Annotated in this window: 16 protein-coding genes; 5 read left to right on the forward strand and 11 right to left on the reverse strand. The window is 52.6% G+C overall.

Features of this window, described 5'->3' with window-relative positions; genetic code table 11:
• Positions 1-7 precede the first annotated feature (7 nt).
• Positions 8-1,264 carry a response regulator gene (locus IE073_RS08060; RefSeq protein ID WP_189584053.1) on the reverse strand — a complete coding sequence of 419 codons (1,257 nt, stop codon included), beginning with the start codon at positions 1,262-1,264 and terminating at the stop codon, positions 8-10.
• A 192-nt stretch (positions 1,265-1,456) separates the two neighbouring features.
• On the reverse strand, positions 1,457-3,022 hold the full coding sequence (locus tag IE073_RS08065) for a YifB family Mg chelatase-like AAA ATPase (RefSeq protein ID WP_189584056.1): 1,566 nt from the start codon (positions 3,020-3,022) through the stop codon (positions 1,457-1,459).
• A gap of 310 nt (positions 3,023-3,332) precedes the next feature.
• Here IE073_RS08065 and IE073_RS08070 point away from each other — a divergent pair, with 310 nt between their 5' ends.
• Positions 3,333-3,518, forward strand: coding sequence for a hypothetical protein (locus IE073_RS08070; protein WP_233349931.1), 186 nt, complete (start codon positions 3,333-3,335; stop codon positions 3,516-3,518).
• A gap of 64 nt (positions 3,519-3,582) precedes the next feature.
• Here IE073_RS08070 and IE073_RS08075 read toward each other — a convergent pair whose 3' ends face one another.
• The 7 genes from IE073_RS08075 to IE073_RS08105 all read right to left on the reverse strand — a co-directional run bounded on the left by IE073_RS08075 (position 3,583) and on the right by IE073_RS08105 (position 7,693).
• Complete coding sequence (locus tag IE073_RS08075) at positions 3,583-3,918, reverse strand: hypothetical protein (protein WP_189584062.1); 336 nt, start codon at positions 3,916-3,918, stop codon at positions 3,583-3,585.
• Between the two features lie 21 nt (positions 3,919-3,939).
• Entirely contained in the window at positions 3,940-4,290 is a 351-nt protein-coding gene (locus IE073_RS14155) for a MotA/TolQ/ExbB proton channel family protein (RefSeq protein WP_233349933.1), read from the reverse strand.
• Between the two features lies 1 nt (position 4,291).
• On the reverse strand, positions 4,292-4,894 hold the full coding sequence (locus IE073_RS08085; protein WP_189584065.1) for a hypothetical protein: 603 nt from the start codon (positions 4,892-4,894) through the stop codon (positions 4,292-4,294).
• Between the two features lie 87 nt (positions 4,895-4,981).
• The gene (locus IE073_RS08090) at positions 4,982-5,590 is read right to left on the reverse strand and encodes a hypothetical protein (RefSeq protein WP_189584068.1); all 609 of its coding nucleotides are present in this window, start codon (positions 5,588-5,590) and stop codon (positions 4,982-4,984) included.
• A gap of 18 nt (positions 5,591-5,608) precedes the next feature.
• On the reverse strand, positions 5,609-6,097 hold the full coding sequence (gene bfr / locus IE073_RS08095; RefSeq protein ID WP_189584071.1) for a bacterioferritin: 489 nt from the start codon (positions 6,095-6,097) through the stop codon (positions 5,609-5,611).
• A gap of 132 nt (positions 6,098-6,229) precedes the next feature.
• Positions 6,230-6,421, reverse strand: a complete 192-nt coding sequence (locus tag IE073_RS08100; protein ID WP_189584073.1) for a (2Fe-2S)-binding protein — start codon at positions 6,419-6,421, stop codon at positions 6,230-6,232.
• A gap of 75 nt (positions 6,422-6,496) precedes the next feature.
• Positions 6,497-7,693, reverse strand: coding sequence for a PQQ-dependent sugar dehydrogenase (locus tag IE073_RS08105; protein ID WP_189584076.1), 1,197 nt, complete (start codon positions 7,691-7,693; stop codon positions 6,497-6,499).
• Positions 7,694-7,743: 50 nt separating this feature from the next.
• Between IE073_RS08105 and IE073_RS08110 the strand changes: the two genes are divergently transcribed.
• Positions 7,744-8,226, forward strand: coding sequence for a hypothetical protein (locus IE073_RS08110; RefSeq protein WP_189584079.1), 483 nt, complete (start codon positions 7,744-7,746; stop codon positions 8,224-8,226).
• A gap of 12 nt (positions 8,227-8,238) precedes the next feature.
• Here IE073_RS08110 and rho read toward each other — a convergent pair whose 3' ends face one another.
• Positions 8,239-9,504: a transcription termination factor Rho gene (rho, locus tag IE073_RS08115; RefSeq protein ID WP_373298703.1), complete on the reverse strand. Its 1,266-nt coding sequence runs from the start codon at positions 9,502-9,504 to the stop codon at positions 8,239-8,241.
• A gap of 295 nt (positions 9,505-9,799) precedes the next feature.
• Between rho and IE073_RS08120 the strand changes: the two genes are divergently transcribed.
• From IE073_RS08120 to IE073_RS08130, 3 genes are all read left to right on the forward strand, one after another.
• Positions 9,800-11,371 carry a WS/DGAT/MGAT family O-acyltransferase gene (locus IE073_RS08120; protein ID WP_233349935.1) on the forward strand — a complete coding sequence of 524 codons (1,572 nt, stop codon included), beginning with the start codon at positions 9,800-9,802 and terminating at the stop codon, positions 11,369-11,371.
• A gap of 85 nt (positions 11,372-11,456) precedes the next feature.
• Complete coding sequence (locus IE073_RS08125; RefSeq protein ID WP_189584085.1) at positions 11,457-12,275, forward strand: esterase/lipase family protein; 819 nt, start codon at positions 11,457-11,459, stop codon at positions 12,273-12,275.
• Positions 12,276-12,298: 23 nt separating this feature from the next.
• Positions 12,299-13,405 carry a DUF922 domain-containing protein gene (locus IE073_RS08130; RefSeq protein WP_189584088.1) on the forward strand — a complete coding sequence of 369 codons (1,107 nt, stop codon included), beginning with the start codon at positions 12,299-12,301 and terminating at the stop codon, positions 13,403-13,405.
• Here the strand turns inward: IE073_RS08130 and hemJ are convergent.
• Positions 13,402-13,842: a protoporphyrinogen oxidase HemJ gene (gene hemJ, locus IE073_RS08135; RefSeq protein WP_189584092.1), complete on the reverse strand. Its 441-nt coding sequence runs from the start codon at positions 13,840-13,842 to the stop codon at positions 13,402-13,404. The two genes, IE073_RS08130 and hemJ, sit on opposite strands and share 4 nt — an antisense overlap.
• Positions 13,843-13,936: the final 94 nt, after the last annotated feature.

Here is a 13,936-nt window from a genome sequence, read left to right on the forward strand (position 1 = left end):
CTTCAAGCTAAGCCGCGTTTGCGATGCGGGCTTTGGCTTCTGGGTTTGTCCAGTCCCGAACTTTTTCAGCGAGTTCTTCCGCGCTGACAGGCTTGGTCATGAAATCATTCATGCCAGAGTCGAAACATGCATTTCGATCATCATCAAATGCGTTGGCTGTCAGGGCGATGATTGGCAGACCTTTGCTGACATTTGGCAATGTGCGAATTTTACGCGTGGCTTCAAGGCCATCCATATTTGGCATACGCATATCCATGAAGATCAAATCATAGGTAGATGATTTCATGGCCTCGACAGCGAGTTGCCCGTCTTCGACGGTATCAACCGTGTGACCATCAGCCTCCAGTAGCGTCCGTGTCAGAAGTGCATTGATAGCGTTGTCTTCAGCCAACAATATGCGGATTGGACCTTCCCTATCGCTGTTTGCACTTGGAGTTTCTACTTCGGCAGCTGCTGGCTCAATATTTTTGGCCACATCAGCGGCGCCGACGGCTTTCGCAATCACAGCGTCCCGCCAATTATTGCCTAAAACCGCAGATTCATCCTCAATCGGAAGCGGCCGGCGTTCAAATTCGCGTGGGGCGTCTTGATGTTGACGCTGTGGCTGTACCTGTTCTGTTAGGGCGTAAGCCTCGTCAGACGGAATTTCGATTTCCGGGATTTGAATTTGCGGAACGGGAATTTCAGGCGCAGCCATCTCAGGCTGGTGTGCTGCCGCAGGTGCAGGCTCAAAAGTCGGTTCAGCATAGTCTGGTTCAGCGTAGGTCTCTTCAGAACTTGTATCGACGTTCTCCCAATGCGCGGCGATAGGGTTATGCATCTCAGCTGGTGCGCCATTCTGAGCAAAGGCTCGGTCATCGGCCGCTTGCTCTTGTTGAGCAGCTGGCGGCTCGTTTTGTTGGACAGGCGTATAGTCTGGCTCTGGCGCATAGGTTTCATTGGGGATTGGATCAGGCGCTTGAGTAAAGATGGTTACATTTCGTGCGAGCGCGAACGCGTGACCATCAGCCAGCGTTTGTTCCATCCAGTCATAAACTTGTTCTGTGCCATCACCTGCGGGCATGCGAGTTTCAAATCGCGAGGGTCCACCAACTTGTGGAGCCGCCCAGCCGCCGACTGCGTTTCCGCGCCAATCTTCGACACGCCCACCATATAAGGCCAAGAAGGCCGCGTTGACAAATAAAACACGCCCTTGTGCGTCCCGCTTGATCGCGGGGTCGGGCCAAGGCCAAAATTGTGCGGCAAAAATGTCGTCTGGTGACATGATATCATCCCTGGTTTTACCCAAGTCCACACATCTGGTGATGTAGTCACATCGCGACGGTGGGTTAGGTTTCCACCCGTTTTGAACCCTCAATCTGAAAAAACGGTTACCATACTGGAAAATATTGCGATCGCGGAGACATTTAGGTTTGTATTTATTGTCAAATCAACCCTCGCGCGAGTATCCATCTGTCTATTGCGAGTAAAATGGATTTCGTGGCGTTCGGCTAGATACATTTGTCTGGGCCTGATTTGCCACCAATCCCGTTCGCGCCCGCCTGTGAGATAGGGCCTCTGCGATATGTAAGCGGTGCACACCGTCTGATCCTGAAAGATCTGCCAATGTGCGGGCCACCCGCAAGACACGGTGATACCCCCGCGCGGTGAGGCCAAGCGTTTCGGCGGCTTGGATCAAGAGTTTGCGGCCATCGGCATCGGGTTCCGACACACCTTCCAGCTCTGATTGACCTAAGGCGGCATTCACCACACCGTCATTCCGATCCATTTGTCGGTTCCGCGCCGCCGCAATCCGCAATGCGATCTCAGCCGTCCCTTCAGAAGCGGGGGGTAACGCCAAATCGGCAGGCGTGACGGCGGGCACATCAATTTGAATATCAATACGGTCCATAAATGGTCCCGATACGCGCGCTTGATAATCAGCAGCGCAGCGCGCGCCGCGACGACACGCAATGCCATCGGCCCCACCCGTTCCGCATCGACAGGGGTTCATGGCTGCAATGAGCTGGAACCGCGCGGGATAGGACACATGCGCATTGGCCCGGGCAACGGAAATTTCACCTGTTTCGAGGGGCTGCCGCAAACTGTCCAAAACTTGGGGCGTAAATTCGGGAAGCTCGTCCAAGAACAAGACGCCGCGATGGGCGAGTGAGGCTTCGCCCGGTTTGGCCTTGGACCCGCCGCCAACCATGGCCGCCATTGACGCCGAATGATGCGGCGATCGAAAGGGCCGGGCCCGAGATAACTCCCCCTTGCTGAGCAATCCCGCAACGGAGTGGATCATCGACACATCTAAAAGTTCATTCGCAGCCAGTGGCGGTAATAGTCCGGGAAGGCGCGCCGCCAACATGGACTTTCCCGAACCGGGCGGACCCACCATCAGAAGATTATGTCCACCAGCGGCAGCAACTTCCAAAGCTCGTTTCGCAGTTTCTTGACCACGGACGTCCCGCATATCTAACGGGCTGTCTAGCTCTCGCATTTGACCCGCCTCTGGACGGGCCAGAACCTGTGTTCCCTTAAAATGATTGATCAATTGGACGAGGGTTTGAGGCGCCAGAAGGGGAAGGTCGCCGGCCCAGGCGGCTTCGGCTCCATTTTCAGCGGGACAAATCAGACCTAGATTATGACTGCTGGCCATGACCGCTGCTGGCAATGCGCCTGGCACCGCGCAGATCGTTCCATCGAGGGAGAGTTCGCCGATCGCAGCGAAACCCGCGACTGCATCAGCAGGAATTGCGCCAATAGCGGCGAGGAGGCCAATCGCAATGGGCAAGTCATAATGTGCGCCCTCTTTGGGCAAGTCGGCGGGCGCAAGATTTATGGTAATGCGTTTACCCGGCAGATGCAGACCCAAGGATACAAAGGCGGCGCGGACGCGGTCTCTGGCCTCAGAAACTGACTTATCTGCCAAGCCAACGACATTGAAAATTTGTTTTCCGCCCGACACGACTTGTACCTGCACATCAACGCGGCGCGCCTCTGTGCCTTGAAAAGCAACGGTGGTTAAGCGGGCGACCATAGGTCCTCACGTCGGCATCGAACGAAATTATATAAGCTTTAGGAAAACAGAAGTGAAAGAACAAATCAAGAACTTTATGACGTTAGTTTGTCAAACCTGCAAATAGAGGTAGCGTGTTCGTCTTTACGTATCCGTGGAAATTGTTTGCGGTTCAATCGGGTTTGGCCCTATCCCGTTCGGAGAAAACCACTCGGGGACTTATTTTTTGGATTCATTATCTCTAACCCTTAGCCTTCTTTGTGGCGCCGGTGGCGGGGTAGTCGCTGGTGAATTTATGCGGCTAAAACTCGGACTCTTGTCCCGAGCTTTAATGGGTGTAGTCGGGGGCACCGGCCTCGCGGCGCTAGCGCCGATGATCCCAGGTCTGGAAGGCGTGTTTGCCAGCCCTGCCGACCAAGCGGGTTTGGACATCGGTAGCATTCTGGGCGGTATCGTATCGGGCGGTGTTGGCGGCGGGTTGCTGACAGCGATCCTCGGCAAAGTTATGGGGAAATAAGGCCCGCACAGCTTCGCTTTTAAGAAAGCGCCGACATCGGAGAGGGTGTTCGGCGCATTTTTGTTTAGTCAAAGGTCTGTTTTGTTTTCTCACGGGAAACGCCCAACTCGCGTTTATATCGACGGCGCCCGAACCACTGAATCAGAGCAAGAATGGGTGCGAGAACAAAAAGAATAGCGAGCGCAAAGATAATCTTTTCCGCGAACAGGAATTTGGGTTCTTCCGCCTCGAACATTTCATTCCCGCTTAAGCCCCATGCCATCAGCGCGCTGATCGCTAGATATAAAACACCAAGAGCAATGAGATAGGATCGAACCGGTCGGGCTTTCCACCTTAAAACGATGAAGCTGGGAATGGCCAAAAGCACGGACGAGAGAATAACGAGCAGCAGTAAGATCATAAGTGCGCCTTCGCCCCACCCTCAGGAGAAAACGTCTTTCCCCGCTTTGTCCGACAAAGCTTGTTTTTTCTTAAACCGTCGCCGCGCGATCCATTGGATGAGCGCCAATACCGGAAGTGTGATGGGCAGAGAGAACAGAGCATTCACTAGCGCTTCTGAAATTCCCGCCGCCATAAGCTCTGGGTCACCCGTTCCGTAAATCATCCTGGCTTGAAATGTTTTGATTATACCGGGGGCCACCATCGTCAGATAGGCGACGGTCGCGCCAACAGCGAAGGCCAAAATTGGCCTCCGTTTCCAAAAAATGACGATCAAACTGGGGACTAGGAGAATGGCGGTGAGTCCGATTACAAACAAAATAAGAAATGACATTTTAATCCGCCAACCCAATACAGCGCACAGCGCGGAAGCCCTTTACGCCCGCTGGGAAAATAAGCGGTTTCTTGCTCGTGCGCAGCGGATCGCGCATGTGATAGCCACGCGCGTCATGTTTGACAATCATGGCCCAGTGCGATCGGCCATTCGGCAAGTAAAATTGAACCATGGGGTAGTCACCGTCACGTAGGCATTGATCAATCGTCGGCGCATCGACCTTATCGAAAAAGGTGGCTTTCGCTCGCCCATCGGTCACGCGCCGAATGCCATCCCAAATCAACCAACCACGGTTGGTGTAGCTTTTTGTTTCCGTCAGGCGCTTGTTGAGATCTTGGGGATTGGTCTGAAAACCGAGGTTTGTCAGCGCCATCGCAGCCGAGGTCACGAGACATCCATCGCTGCCCATTGTGTCGCGCGTGTTACCCAAGCGGTCAGATTTCCAGCGGGGGTCAATTTGTGAATAGGCGACAGCGTCTCGGAGGACAATTCCGCCGCCAGAGGTTTGTGCGGCAGGTTCATTCACGCGAGGCGCGGAGCCACACCCAGAGAGCCAGACCGAAGATAGCGCGGCCGCCAAACATATGAAACCAACCCGTAACATCGTGAACAGGTCGTAAAGCGGAAGTCTTTGCAGGGGGTTAAGCGAGCGCTCCTTGCAGATGACATTTACGTTAGATGTGTTAGCGGTCTAATCGGTCACCCAGAGTTTGAGGTCACGGCTTGATTGAGATGCGGCGCGATCTGCGGGAACATCCGTACAGCCGCCTTGGGAGCTGGATAGGGCAGCTCCATCCATCACAGCTAGGCGTTCATTTATACGGGTGAGCATTTTTTCTTCGCCCGCTGTTTTCGCCGTTTTGAGCGCTTGTTTGGCCGCAATTTTCATTGTGCCAATTTGCGCGGAGGATAGCGTATATGGGCAAGGCAAAGTCTCGACCCACATCCCTTTATCATCAAAGACTATGAGGTCGGTAAACACAGAGGTCGACCAAGGCCAATAGCCTTGGAACGTTAGATGATCCCGTGAGGAGTCATAGGAAAGACCTTTACCGTTTAGGGGGGAGAAGCTGTCTGTCCTAGGACAAGGGCCCTCAGTTTCAACGAAAATTTGAACGCTCGCCCAAGCCTCTTTTGCCATCCAAGACACGCAGCCTTGATCTAGCTTTTCACCCCACGTCCAAACATGGCTCGTTAGGAAGCCCCATTCACGCGCCGCATCAGACGGGATGTTAGCAGGTGCACAAGCCATGAAGCTTGCGCAAAGACCCAAGGTTAAAATGGGTCTGAAGATTTTCATAAAGAGCCGCTTTACGCCCTAACCCTCTTTGTCCAATACGCTGCCGCTTTGCAGCTGAATGTAATTCTGAATGCCCATTTGCTTGATGAGGTCAAATTGCGTTTCGAGGTAATCGACGTGCTCTTCTTCCTCGGTCAGGATGCGTTGCAGGATGTCGCGCGTACCGTAGTCGCGGACTTTCTCGCAATGCTCAACCGCGTCGCGGTACATCGGCACGGCGTGGTCTTCGAGTTTCATGTCGCATTGCAAGATTTCTTCGACCGTTTCCCCGATGAAAAGTTTGCCGAGGTCTTGGAGATTTGGGAGGCCGCCGAGGAAGAGGATGCGCTCGATGATTTCATCGGCGTGGTTCATTTCCTCAATCGATTCTTCATATTCTTTCTTCGCCAACTTGGTCACGCCCCAATCTTTGAGCATGCGGGAATGAAGGAAATATTGGTTAATCGCAGTCAATTCAGCCTTGAGAGCCGTGTTGAGCCATTCGATTGTTTTTGGGTCGCCGCGCATGTGGTGCCTCATATGTTTATAAAAATTGAGAAGACATCAGTGATGTGACGTCATTGAATGCAAGTCTTCACAGGAACGCGGCAGCGGTCAACCGCTATCCGTGCATGTGCAAATCATTCGCGCAAATTTAAGCTATTCTGCGGCTTGAAGGATCGGATTTAGGGCGCGAAGGCTCCGCAGGCGGGCATCAATATCGACACGACATTGACCACAGTTAAAACGCGTCCCGCAAGCTTTTTGCACGCAAGCGGCCGTTTCAGCGCCTTGCGCTGCCGCCGCATCGACCTTGGCTGTGTTAATATTATTGCAGATGCAATGTATCATACAATTTCGCTACTGTAGTTGCGAATGCGTGTCAACAACTTTGCAAATCATTCGCAGGAACATGTGCAGTTGGGATTATGACTTGGGTGTTATTCGCAGAAGTTGACCTGAATTTGCATCCAATTTCCCGTCGCCATCCACGTCGCGGCTTTCGAGCAAGATCAGAACGGCCCCATCCGAGGCAACCCGCACATCGCGGACGCGCCCGTTCAAGTCAGAAAGTAAATCTTCCTCGCCGACGCTCACACCATTTTCGAGGTCAACCCGACGGAGGTCACGACTGGCGAGGCCCCCAATAAGCGCGTCGCCATTCCAGTCGGGAAACATATCGCCGCGATAGATCGCGAGGCCTGACGGCGCGATGGACGGCACCCAATTATGGATGGGGTCGATCATGCCTTCAAAACTCTCATAGGGCGAAATTCGTGCGCCTTGGTAATCGCGGCCTTTGGTGGCCAATGGCCAGCCGTAATTTGCGCCCGCTATGATACGGTTCAATTCATCGCCGCCACGCGGGCCATGTTCGTGCTCCCACAGCTCACCTGTTTCTGAATCTACCGCGAGGCCCTGCACATTACGATGCCCCAACGAATAAATTTGCGGTTTGAATGCGCGGCCGTCTTTGTCTTTACCGATGAAAGGATTGTCTGACGGCACACCGCCGTCGCGATTCAGGCGCACCAATTTACCCAAATGCGTATCAGCTTTCTGCGCGTCTTCGCGATAGGCGAACCCATCGCCGAGCGTCAGCACCAGCGTGTCGTCAGGGAGGAACGCAATCTTTCCCCCAAAATGTTGCGCCGCAGATTTGGGCGGGCTGGCACGGAAAATGACTGTAGGGTTTTCTAAGGCGTTGCCATTGAACGTGGCCCGCAAAAGCGCGGTTCCATTCGCATCTTCTGTGCCATAGGCGTAAGATATATAGACCTCGCCAGAACGGGTAAAATCGGGAGATAGGACAACATCTAATAACCCGCCCTGTCCGCCAACGAAAATATCATTTGGCAGGCCGCTGATCTCGACAGGTGCCACGCCGGGAGTGTGCCGCAATAATTTTCCCGAAATTTCCGTGATCAAAAATCCGCCATCAGGCAGCGCCGCAACGGACCAAGGTTTTTCTAGGCGATCAACCAAGTTCGTGATGGTGAAATCCGATGACGGACGCGCTGGTAAGTCTGGCGCAGGTTGAGGTTCGAGACACGCTGTCAGCAAAGCACTCGTAAGGACGAGGCTCAGTCCCCGTTTTGACCCACTCCGATTAACACTCAGCATGGCGAACTCCCGCTTGACCCGTTGTCAGCTTCCGCTCTAGCCATAGCCATATGAAACAGATTTTCAAATATGTTGTCAGTTGGTTTGCCGCAGTCGTCACGACCACTGTCTTAGCGGTGATTCTACAAACACAAAATGTACTCGCGCGTTTGGTCGGGGTTGGTGCGGACGTTACCATTGGCGAGCGCCTATCTATGACGGCCTATGACGTTCTCCATCTGGGCGGCCTTTACGGGGCCTTTATCGCCCTCGCCTTCGTCGTCGCATTTTTTGCAGGCGGACTTGTCTTCCGTCTTGCAAAATTTGGACGTCCCATAGTCTATGTCGTGGCGGGCGCTACCGCGATGATCGTTATGCTTTACGCCATGCAAACCGTCTTTTTTGGCGTGCCTCTGATCGCAGGCGCGCGCAGCGGATTTGGAATTGGTCTGCAAATGTTGGCGGGAGGTCTTGGCGGCTATATATTTTCGCGCCTGTCCCAGAACGCAAAAAAGGCCCCTGAGCTTAACTCAGAGGCCTCTTCAATTTGGTAAACCTGTCTTCTACTACGTATTCATGCTATCAAAGAAGTCCGCATTTGTTTTGTTGTCTTTTAATTTCGACAGCAAGAATTCAATCGCGTCCATTGTGCCCATCGGGTTGAGGATGCGGCGCAAGACGTAAGTCTTTTGCAGCACGTCAGCCGGCACAAGAAGCTCTTCTTTCCGCGTACCAGATTTCGTCACATCGATCGCCGGGAAAATGCGCTTATCCGCAACCTTACGGTCGAGGACGATTTCGCTGTTACCTGTACCTTTGAATTCTTCAAAGATAACTTCATCCATACGTGAACCCGTATCGATCAGCGCCGTTGCGATAATCGTCAACGAGCCACCATCTTCGATGTTCCGCGCCGCACCAAAGAAACGCTTTGGACGTTGCAGGGCGTTAGCATCCACACCACCAGTCAAGACTTTACCAGAGGACGGAACAACCGTGTTATAGGCGCGGCCCAGACGCGTGATCGAGTCGAGCAAGATGACAACATCTTTGCCGTTTTCTGTCAGGCGCTTGGCTTTTTGAATGACCATTTCGGCGACCTGTACGTGACGTGTAGCAGGCTCATCAAAGGTCGAAGACACAACTTCGCCTTTAACGCTACGCTGCATGTCGGTGACTTCTTCTGGACGTTCGTCAATCAGCAGCACGAGCACATAACACTCGGGGTGATTTTTCTCGATGGAATGGGCGATGTTCTGCAACAGGACGGTTTTACCTGTGCGCGGCGGCGCGACGATCAAGGCGCGTTGGCCTTTACCGATTGGCGCAACAATATCGATAACGCGGCCCGAATTATCTTTGCGGGACGGGTCTTCGATTTCCATTTGCATACGCTCATCTGGATAAAGCGGCGTGAGGTTGTCGAAGTGAACTTTATTCTGCGCCTGTTCCGGCGTGGAGAAGTTGATCGACGTACAATCGGACAGCGCGAAATAACGCTCGTTCTCTTTAGGAGAGCGGATTTCACCTGAAACCGTATCACCCGTGCGCAAACCATATTTGCGAATTAATTTTGGGTCGACATAGATGTCATCTGGGCCCGGCAAATAATTGGCATCAGGCGCACGCAAGAAGCCAAAGCCATCTTGGAGCACTTCCAAAACGCCCGAACCATCGGTGCGCACTTCGTCTTCGGCTAGGTCTTTTAGGACAGCAAAGAAAATGTCCTGCTTCCGCATCGATGCCGCGTTTTCGATGCCAACCTCTTCGGCAAAGCGAATAAGCTCTTTGGGTTTGAGTTTTTTAAGATCATCCAATGAGATGGCGGTCATCTCATCAAGGTCTTGGTTTAAAAGGTCAGTCATAGGGTATTTTCAGTCTAGGGAGAGAGCCATCCGATTGGGCGCGTGGCGCGATCAGAACATATGGAAATGAAGGTCGGAATTGGCGGCAAGACCAGGACGGCTTGCTTCAATACCAGCCATATGTGCCAAAAACGGGTAATCGTCAAGATGAATAGCGATCCCGCCCCAAGGAGGACGATTGCTTGACATGGTTCGAATTAGGGTGCTGTTTCTAAAGATAAGAACGAAAGCTCAAGATAATTGGGCGTCATAGGGGTATATTATGAAACAGATGCAGGGCTTGGACACGGTTTTTGTCGCCATGGAACGGCCCGTTGCACCCGTGCATATTGGGTCTGTTTTGATCTATGATCCGTCGACAGCGCCGGGAGGCTTTGTCCGTTTCAAGGATATTCTATCCTTCATCGAAGGCCGCATGCATTTGTGCGAAACGATGCGTCAAAAGATGGTCAAAGTTCCCTTTGGCCTCGATTATCCCTATTGGGTTCAAGACAGTAGTTTCGATATCGAATATCATGTCCGCCACGTCGCCCTACCCAAGCCGGGGGATTGGCGACAGCTTTGTATTCAAGCGGCACGCGTTTTTGCGCGGCCGTTAGATCTGTCCCGTCCACCTTGGGAAATCACGGTTGTCGAGGGCTTGGACAATATTCCTGGCGTGCCAAAAGGCTCTTACGCCATGCTCACCAAAGTACATCACTCTGCAATTGATGGTGTATCTGGTGTCGACATGATGAACGCGCTGCATACGCTGACGATTGATAAGGACGCGCCCCTGCCACCTGACACATGGCGCCCAGAAGCCGACCCTAGCCAGATTGGGATGTTTGCGCGCGGCTATGTTCGCAATTTAACGAACCCCATCCGCCAAGCCAAAGCGATGCGCCACACCGTGCCCGGCATGATGCGCACAGCCAAAGGCCTGATCAAAAAAGAGTTTGATTTTAAAGCTTTGATGAACGCGCCCAAAACTCGATTTAATGGCACGGTTTCCCCGCATCGCATGTTTGATGCGCGGACCTTTGCGCTCAAAGATATCTTACGCCTTCGCGCTTTGGCAGAGGGATCAAAACTCAATGATGTGATGCTGTCCATTACAGGTGGGGCCATGCGCCTCTATCTGGACCGTTATAATGAGCTACCCGACACATCCGTCACCACAATGGCCCCGATATCAGTGCGCGACGAAGCCGAGAAAAACACGATGGGCAATCAAGTGTCAGCCATGTTTGTGCCGCTCGGCTCACATATTGGATCGGCGCGAGAGCGGATGAAATATGTTACGGAAGAAACAATCAAAGCCAAAAGTTTCACCAGCGCCATGGGCGCGCGTCAAATGACGGAGATGGCGAAACTCGCGCCTGCTCCCATGATGAACATCGGCGCGAAAATTTTCTCCCAGTTCAAATTGGCCGATCATGTAAAGCCTTTCGTCAATACAGTCGTAACGAATGTTCCCTGCCCGCCCGTCCCGATTTATTCGGCAGGGGCGCAACTTATTGATATCTTCGGAATGCTCTGTCTCGTCGATGGCGTGAAGTTAGGCCATGTCGTGCATAGCTATGTCGATAAGGTGACTTTGTCCTTTACCGCCTGTCGGAGTGCAGTTCCTGATCCTGATTTTTACTCGGAATGTCTGCAGGCCAGTTTTGATGATCACATTGCTGCCGTTGTAGAACTTGAAAAATCTAAAGCTGCTAGAGCGGAAGCTGCTGATCGCAAAGTGAAGACGAAGAAGAGGGTGGTACGAAAGAAAATGACAACGGATAAGACGCTTGTCAAAACCACTACTAAGACATCTAACGGGTCACCTAAAACGCCGCCCAAGGCGTAGTAAGATCTTCTTAGAGAAATCACCGCACATTGGTTGCGAATAAATACGGGTCCCGAATTCAATGAAACGACCCAAAGGAAATAACATGTCGATCTCGCTTACCTCGTCTTTGACGTCTTCAAAGATCGCGCCCCAAGGCGCTGCGCAACTCGGCTTGTCTCGGAAAGGGCCTGCTCTATTCTGGACCCTCACCGAAGGGGCTCGTGCGAGTGTTGAAATGACGAGCTTTGTGATGCTGCGTCGGTTGATGAAACGTCTGCCCAAAGGTGACGGCCATCCCGTTATTTTCTTCCCAGGTTTTGTGGCCAGCGATTATTCCACCAAACCAATGCGCAAACTGCTTAAAGATCTGGGGTATAAAACCCATGGTTGGGGTTTGGGTCGGAACCTGCGGTTTAATGAGGACCGCGAAGCCAAAATGAATGCTTTGCTTGTGTCTGTGTATGAAAAACACGGCGAGAAAGTCTCCCTCGTGGGCTGGAGCCTCGGTGGCGTTTTTGCGCGTGAAGTCGCTAAATCAAATCCACATATGGTGCGTAGCGTAATCTCGCTCGGCAGCCCGATTTCAGGAGATATGGAACATTCAAATGCGGGCCGACTCTACGAAGCTTTCAATGGAAAACCTGACGACACCATGGGAGAGCGATTGAAAACGATCAGCCAAGCTCCGCCCGTCCCAACAACGTCAATCTACACAAAAACAGATGGCGTTGTCGCGTGGAAGGGTTCGATCCAGCGTCCGAATAAAAAAACCCAGACAGAAAACATTTGTGTACCTGCCAGCCATATTGGCCTCGGCGTTAACCCGCTCGTCATGTACGCGCTAGCGGATCGCCTCGCCCAAGCCGAAGGCAAATGGGCGCCGTTTGAAGCTGAGGGCTTGAAACGGTTCGTCTTTAAATAAACGACTGTCTTACGGCCCTTTCTATGCTTCAAAATAGAGCTGATCGAAAAACTTCTGTTCTGATAAAGAAACCTGTCCGCGGGTTTTTGTTGTCCGTTAGCTTTGCAGGCCTCATCTTCCTCGCGTTTAATCCCTATGTCGTCGTGGATCTCCAAGACGCGCTAGGCCTTTCGGATTCCGGGGTTACTGTTGAGGTAGAGGAGCCTGATCAATCCGCTCCGCCGCCGCCGAAACAGATAGACGCGCCAGTCCTGCCAATTACCGCCGTGCCAGATTCAGAGCGTTTGCCTCGGATTGAAGGGTTTGATCAGATCGCGAAACATGATCTTTGGATTGATGATGCGCCTTGCGGTGTTGATATTTTCGAGACCCCTCGTTCTCTTTCAGGTCTTGGGCCGCGTCAGGACGGTGGACCTTTGACCGATCCGCTGAAAGCTGTGAGCGCGCAAGATATTTTGAACCAACCCACCTATCGCTTTGAGAGTAGGAATGGCGTTACCTTGCGGGTGGTGGAGCCGGTCGTGAAATATTACCAGGTGACGGGGCGCAGCTTTCGCGAGGCGCAATCCGATATCGTCAAACGCAAACCTTTGGATGAATCAAGAAATTACGACATCGATCCCGACCTGATCAGCCCGGACCGAGAAGGTAATATTGCGACACTGGCCAATATCTTGTCGCCAACATTGCTGTCTTACACCACTTTTGGATCGCGAGATCATTACAGACTTTTGGCGGGCCAGACTGAGTTAACATCCGCTTTTGTGATCACCTTGCCCGCTTGGAAAAATTATGAGGACGCCTCCGCGAAGGACCAAGCCAAATGGGATGATTTGGTTTGTAATGCGTCTCATCATGAATTGGGACATTTGCGCATTCGGCTCGATATTCTGGCAGAAACACTAGATGGCTATGCGGCGCTGCCGCCAGCGCAAACCCGCGCCGAGCTAGGGCAATTGACCGCCGATTACCGCGCAGAGATCAACGCGCGCATTGATAATAGGCAGGATGCCTATCACATTTACAATGGCGGTGGATTGCGGCGTGGGATGATTGAACTGCCCTATGCCGAGCTGCCGTTCCCGTGGTTAAGCGACCGCGAAACAGAGCCTTTGCAATCGGCTGACTAAAACGGCTGCACAATCGCGAGGATAACAATCGCAATGGTCGCGAAGGCTGGAACTTCGTTGATACGGCGGAAGAATTTTTCAGACTTCGGACGCCCGCCTTCCAAAAAGCCTTTGCGCGTTTTCGCCAAAAATCCGTGATAGCCGATCAAACCAAAAGCAATTGCCACTTTTATCCATAGCCATAGCGCCACGCCGCCAGCGCTCGCGTTATATCCGATCAGGACCAGTCCCAATACAAAAGCCGCAATCATGGCCGGGTTCATAATGGTCCGCAGGAGTTTGACCTCTGCCTCTTCCATCTTAGCTTCGAGCTCACCCCCGACTTTTGCGACGCTGTGATAGACAAACAGGCGCGGTAAATAGAGCAGTCCCGCCATCCAAAAGATAACGGCGATAAGATGAACGGCTTTGAGCCACGGGTAGAGAATATCAAACATAACCTGCGCTTAGACCGATCGAACCGAAATGGGAAGATCAGGATCACGCCTGATTGTCGGGCCGACCCTGCGACAAATCATAGCCAGTTCACAT

The sequence above is a fragment of the Litorimonas cladophorae genome (assembly GCF_014652455.1).
GTDB lineage: Bacteria > Pseudomonadota > Alphaproteobacteria > Caulobacterales > Maricaulaceae > Litorimonas > Litorimonas cladophorae.

Coding starts and splice junctions, on each gene's coding strand:
- IE073_RS14155 (WP_233349933.1), bottom strand. CDS start 4,290: ATGTCATTTCTTATTTTGTTTGTAATCGGACTCACCGCCATTCTCCTA.
- IE073_RS08070 (WP_233349931.1), top strand. CDS start 3,333: ATGGGTGTAGTCGGGGGCACCGGCCTCGCGGCGCTAGCGCCGATGATC.
- rho (WP_373298703.1), bottom strand. CDS start 9,504: ATGACCGCCATCTCATTGGATGATCTTAAAAAACTCAAACCCAAAGAG.
- IE073_RS08110 (WP_189584079.1), top strand. CDS start 7,744: ATGAAACAGATTTTCAAATATGTTGTCAGTTGGTTTGCCGCAGTCGTC.
- IE073_RS08120 (WP_233349935.1), top strand. CDS start 9,800: ATGAAACAGATGCAGGGCTTGGACACGGTTTTTGTCGCCATGGAACGG.
- IE073_RS08105 (WP_189584076.1), bottom strand. CDS start 7,693: ATGCTGAGTGTTAATCGGAGTGGGTCAAAACGGGGACTGAGCCTCGTC.
- IE073_RS08100 (WP_189584073.1), bottom strand. CDS start 6,421: ATGATACATTGCATCTGCAATAATATTAACACAGCCAAGGTCGATGCG.
- IE073_RS08125 (WP_189584085.1), top strand. CDS start 11,457: ATGTCGATCTCGCTTACCTCGTCTTTGACGTCTTCAAAGATCGCGCCC.
- IE073_RS08065 (WP_189584056.1), bottom strand. CDS start 3,022: ATGGTCGCCCGCTTAACCACCGTTGCTTTTCAAGGCACAGAGGCGCGC.
- IE073_RS08090 (WP_189584068.1), bottom strand. CDS start 5,590: ATGAAAATCTTCAGACCCATTTTAACCTTGGGTCTTTGCGCAAGCTTC.
- IE073_RS08085 (WP_189584065.1), bottom strand. CDS start 4,894: ATGTTACGGGTTGGTTTCATATGTTTGGCGGCCGCGCTATCTTCGGTC.
- hemJ (WP_189584092.1), bottom strand. CDS start 13,842: ATGTTTGATATTCTCTACCCGTGGCTCAAAGCCGTTCATCTTATCGCC.
- IE073_RS08130 (WP_189584088.1), top strand. CDS start 12,299: ATGCTTCAAAATAGAGCTGATCGAAAAACTTCTGTTCTGATAAAGAAA.
- IE073_RS08075 (WP_189584062.1), bottom strand. CDS start 3,918: ATGATCTTACTGCTGCTCGTTATTCTCTCGTCCGTGCTTTTGGCCATT.
- IE073_RS08060 (WP_189584053.1), bottom strand. CDS start 1,264: ATGTCACCAGACGACATTTTTGCCGCACAATTTTGGCCTTGGCCCGAC.
- bfr (WP_189584071.1), bottom strand. CDS start 6,097: ATGCGCGGCGACCCAAAAACAATCGAATGGCTCAACACGGCTCTCAAG.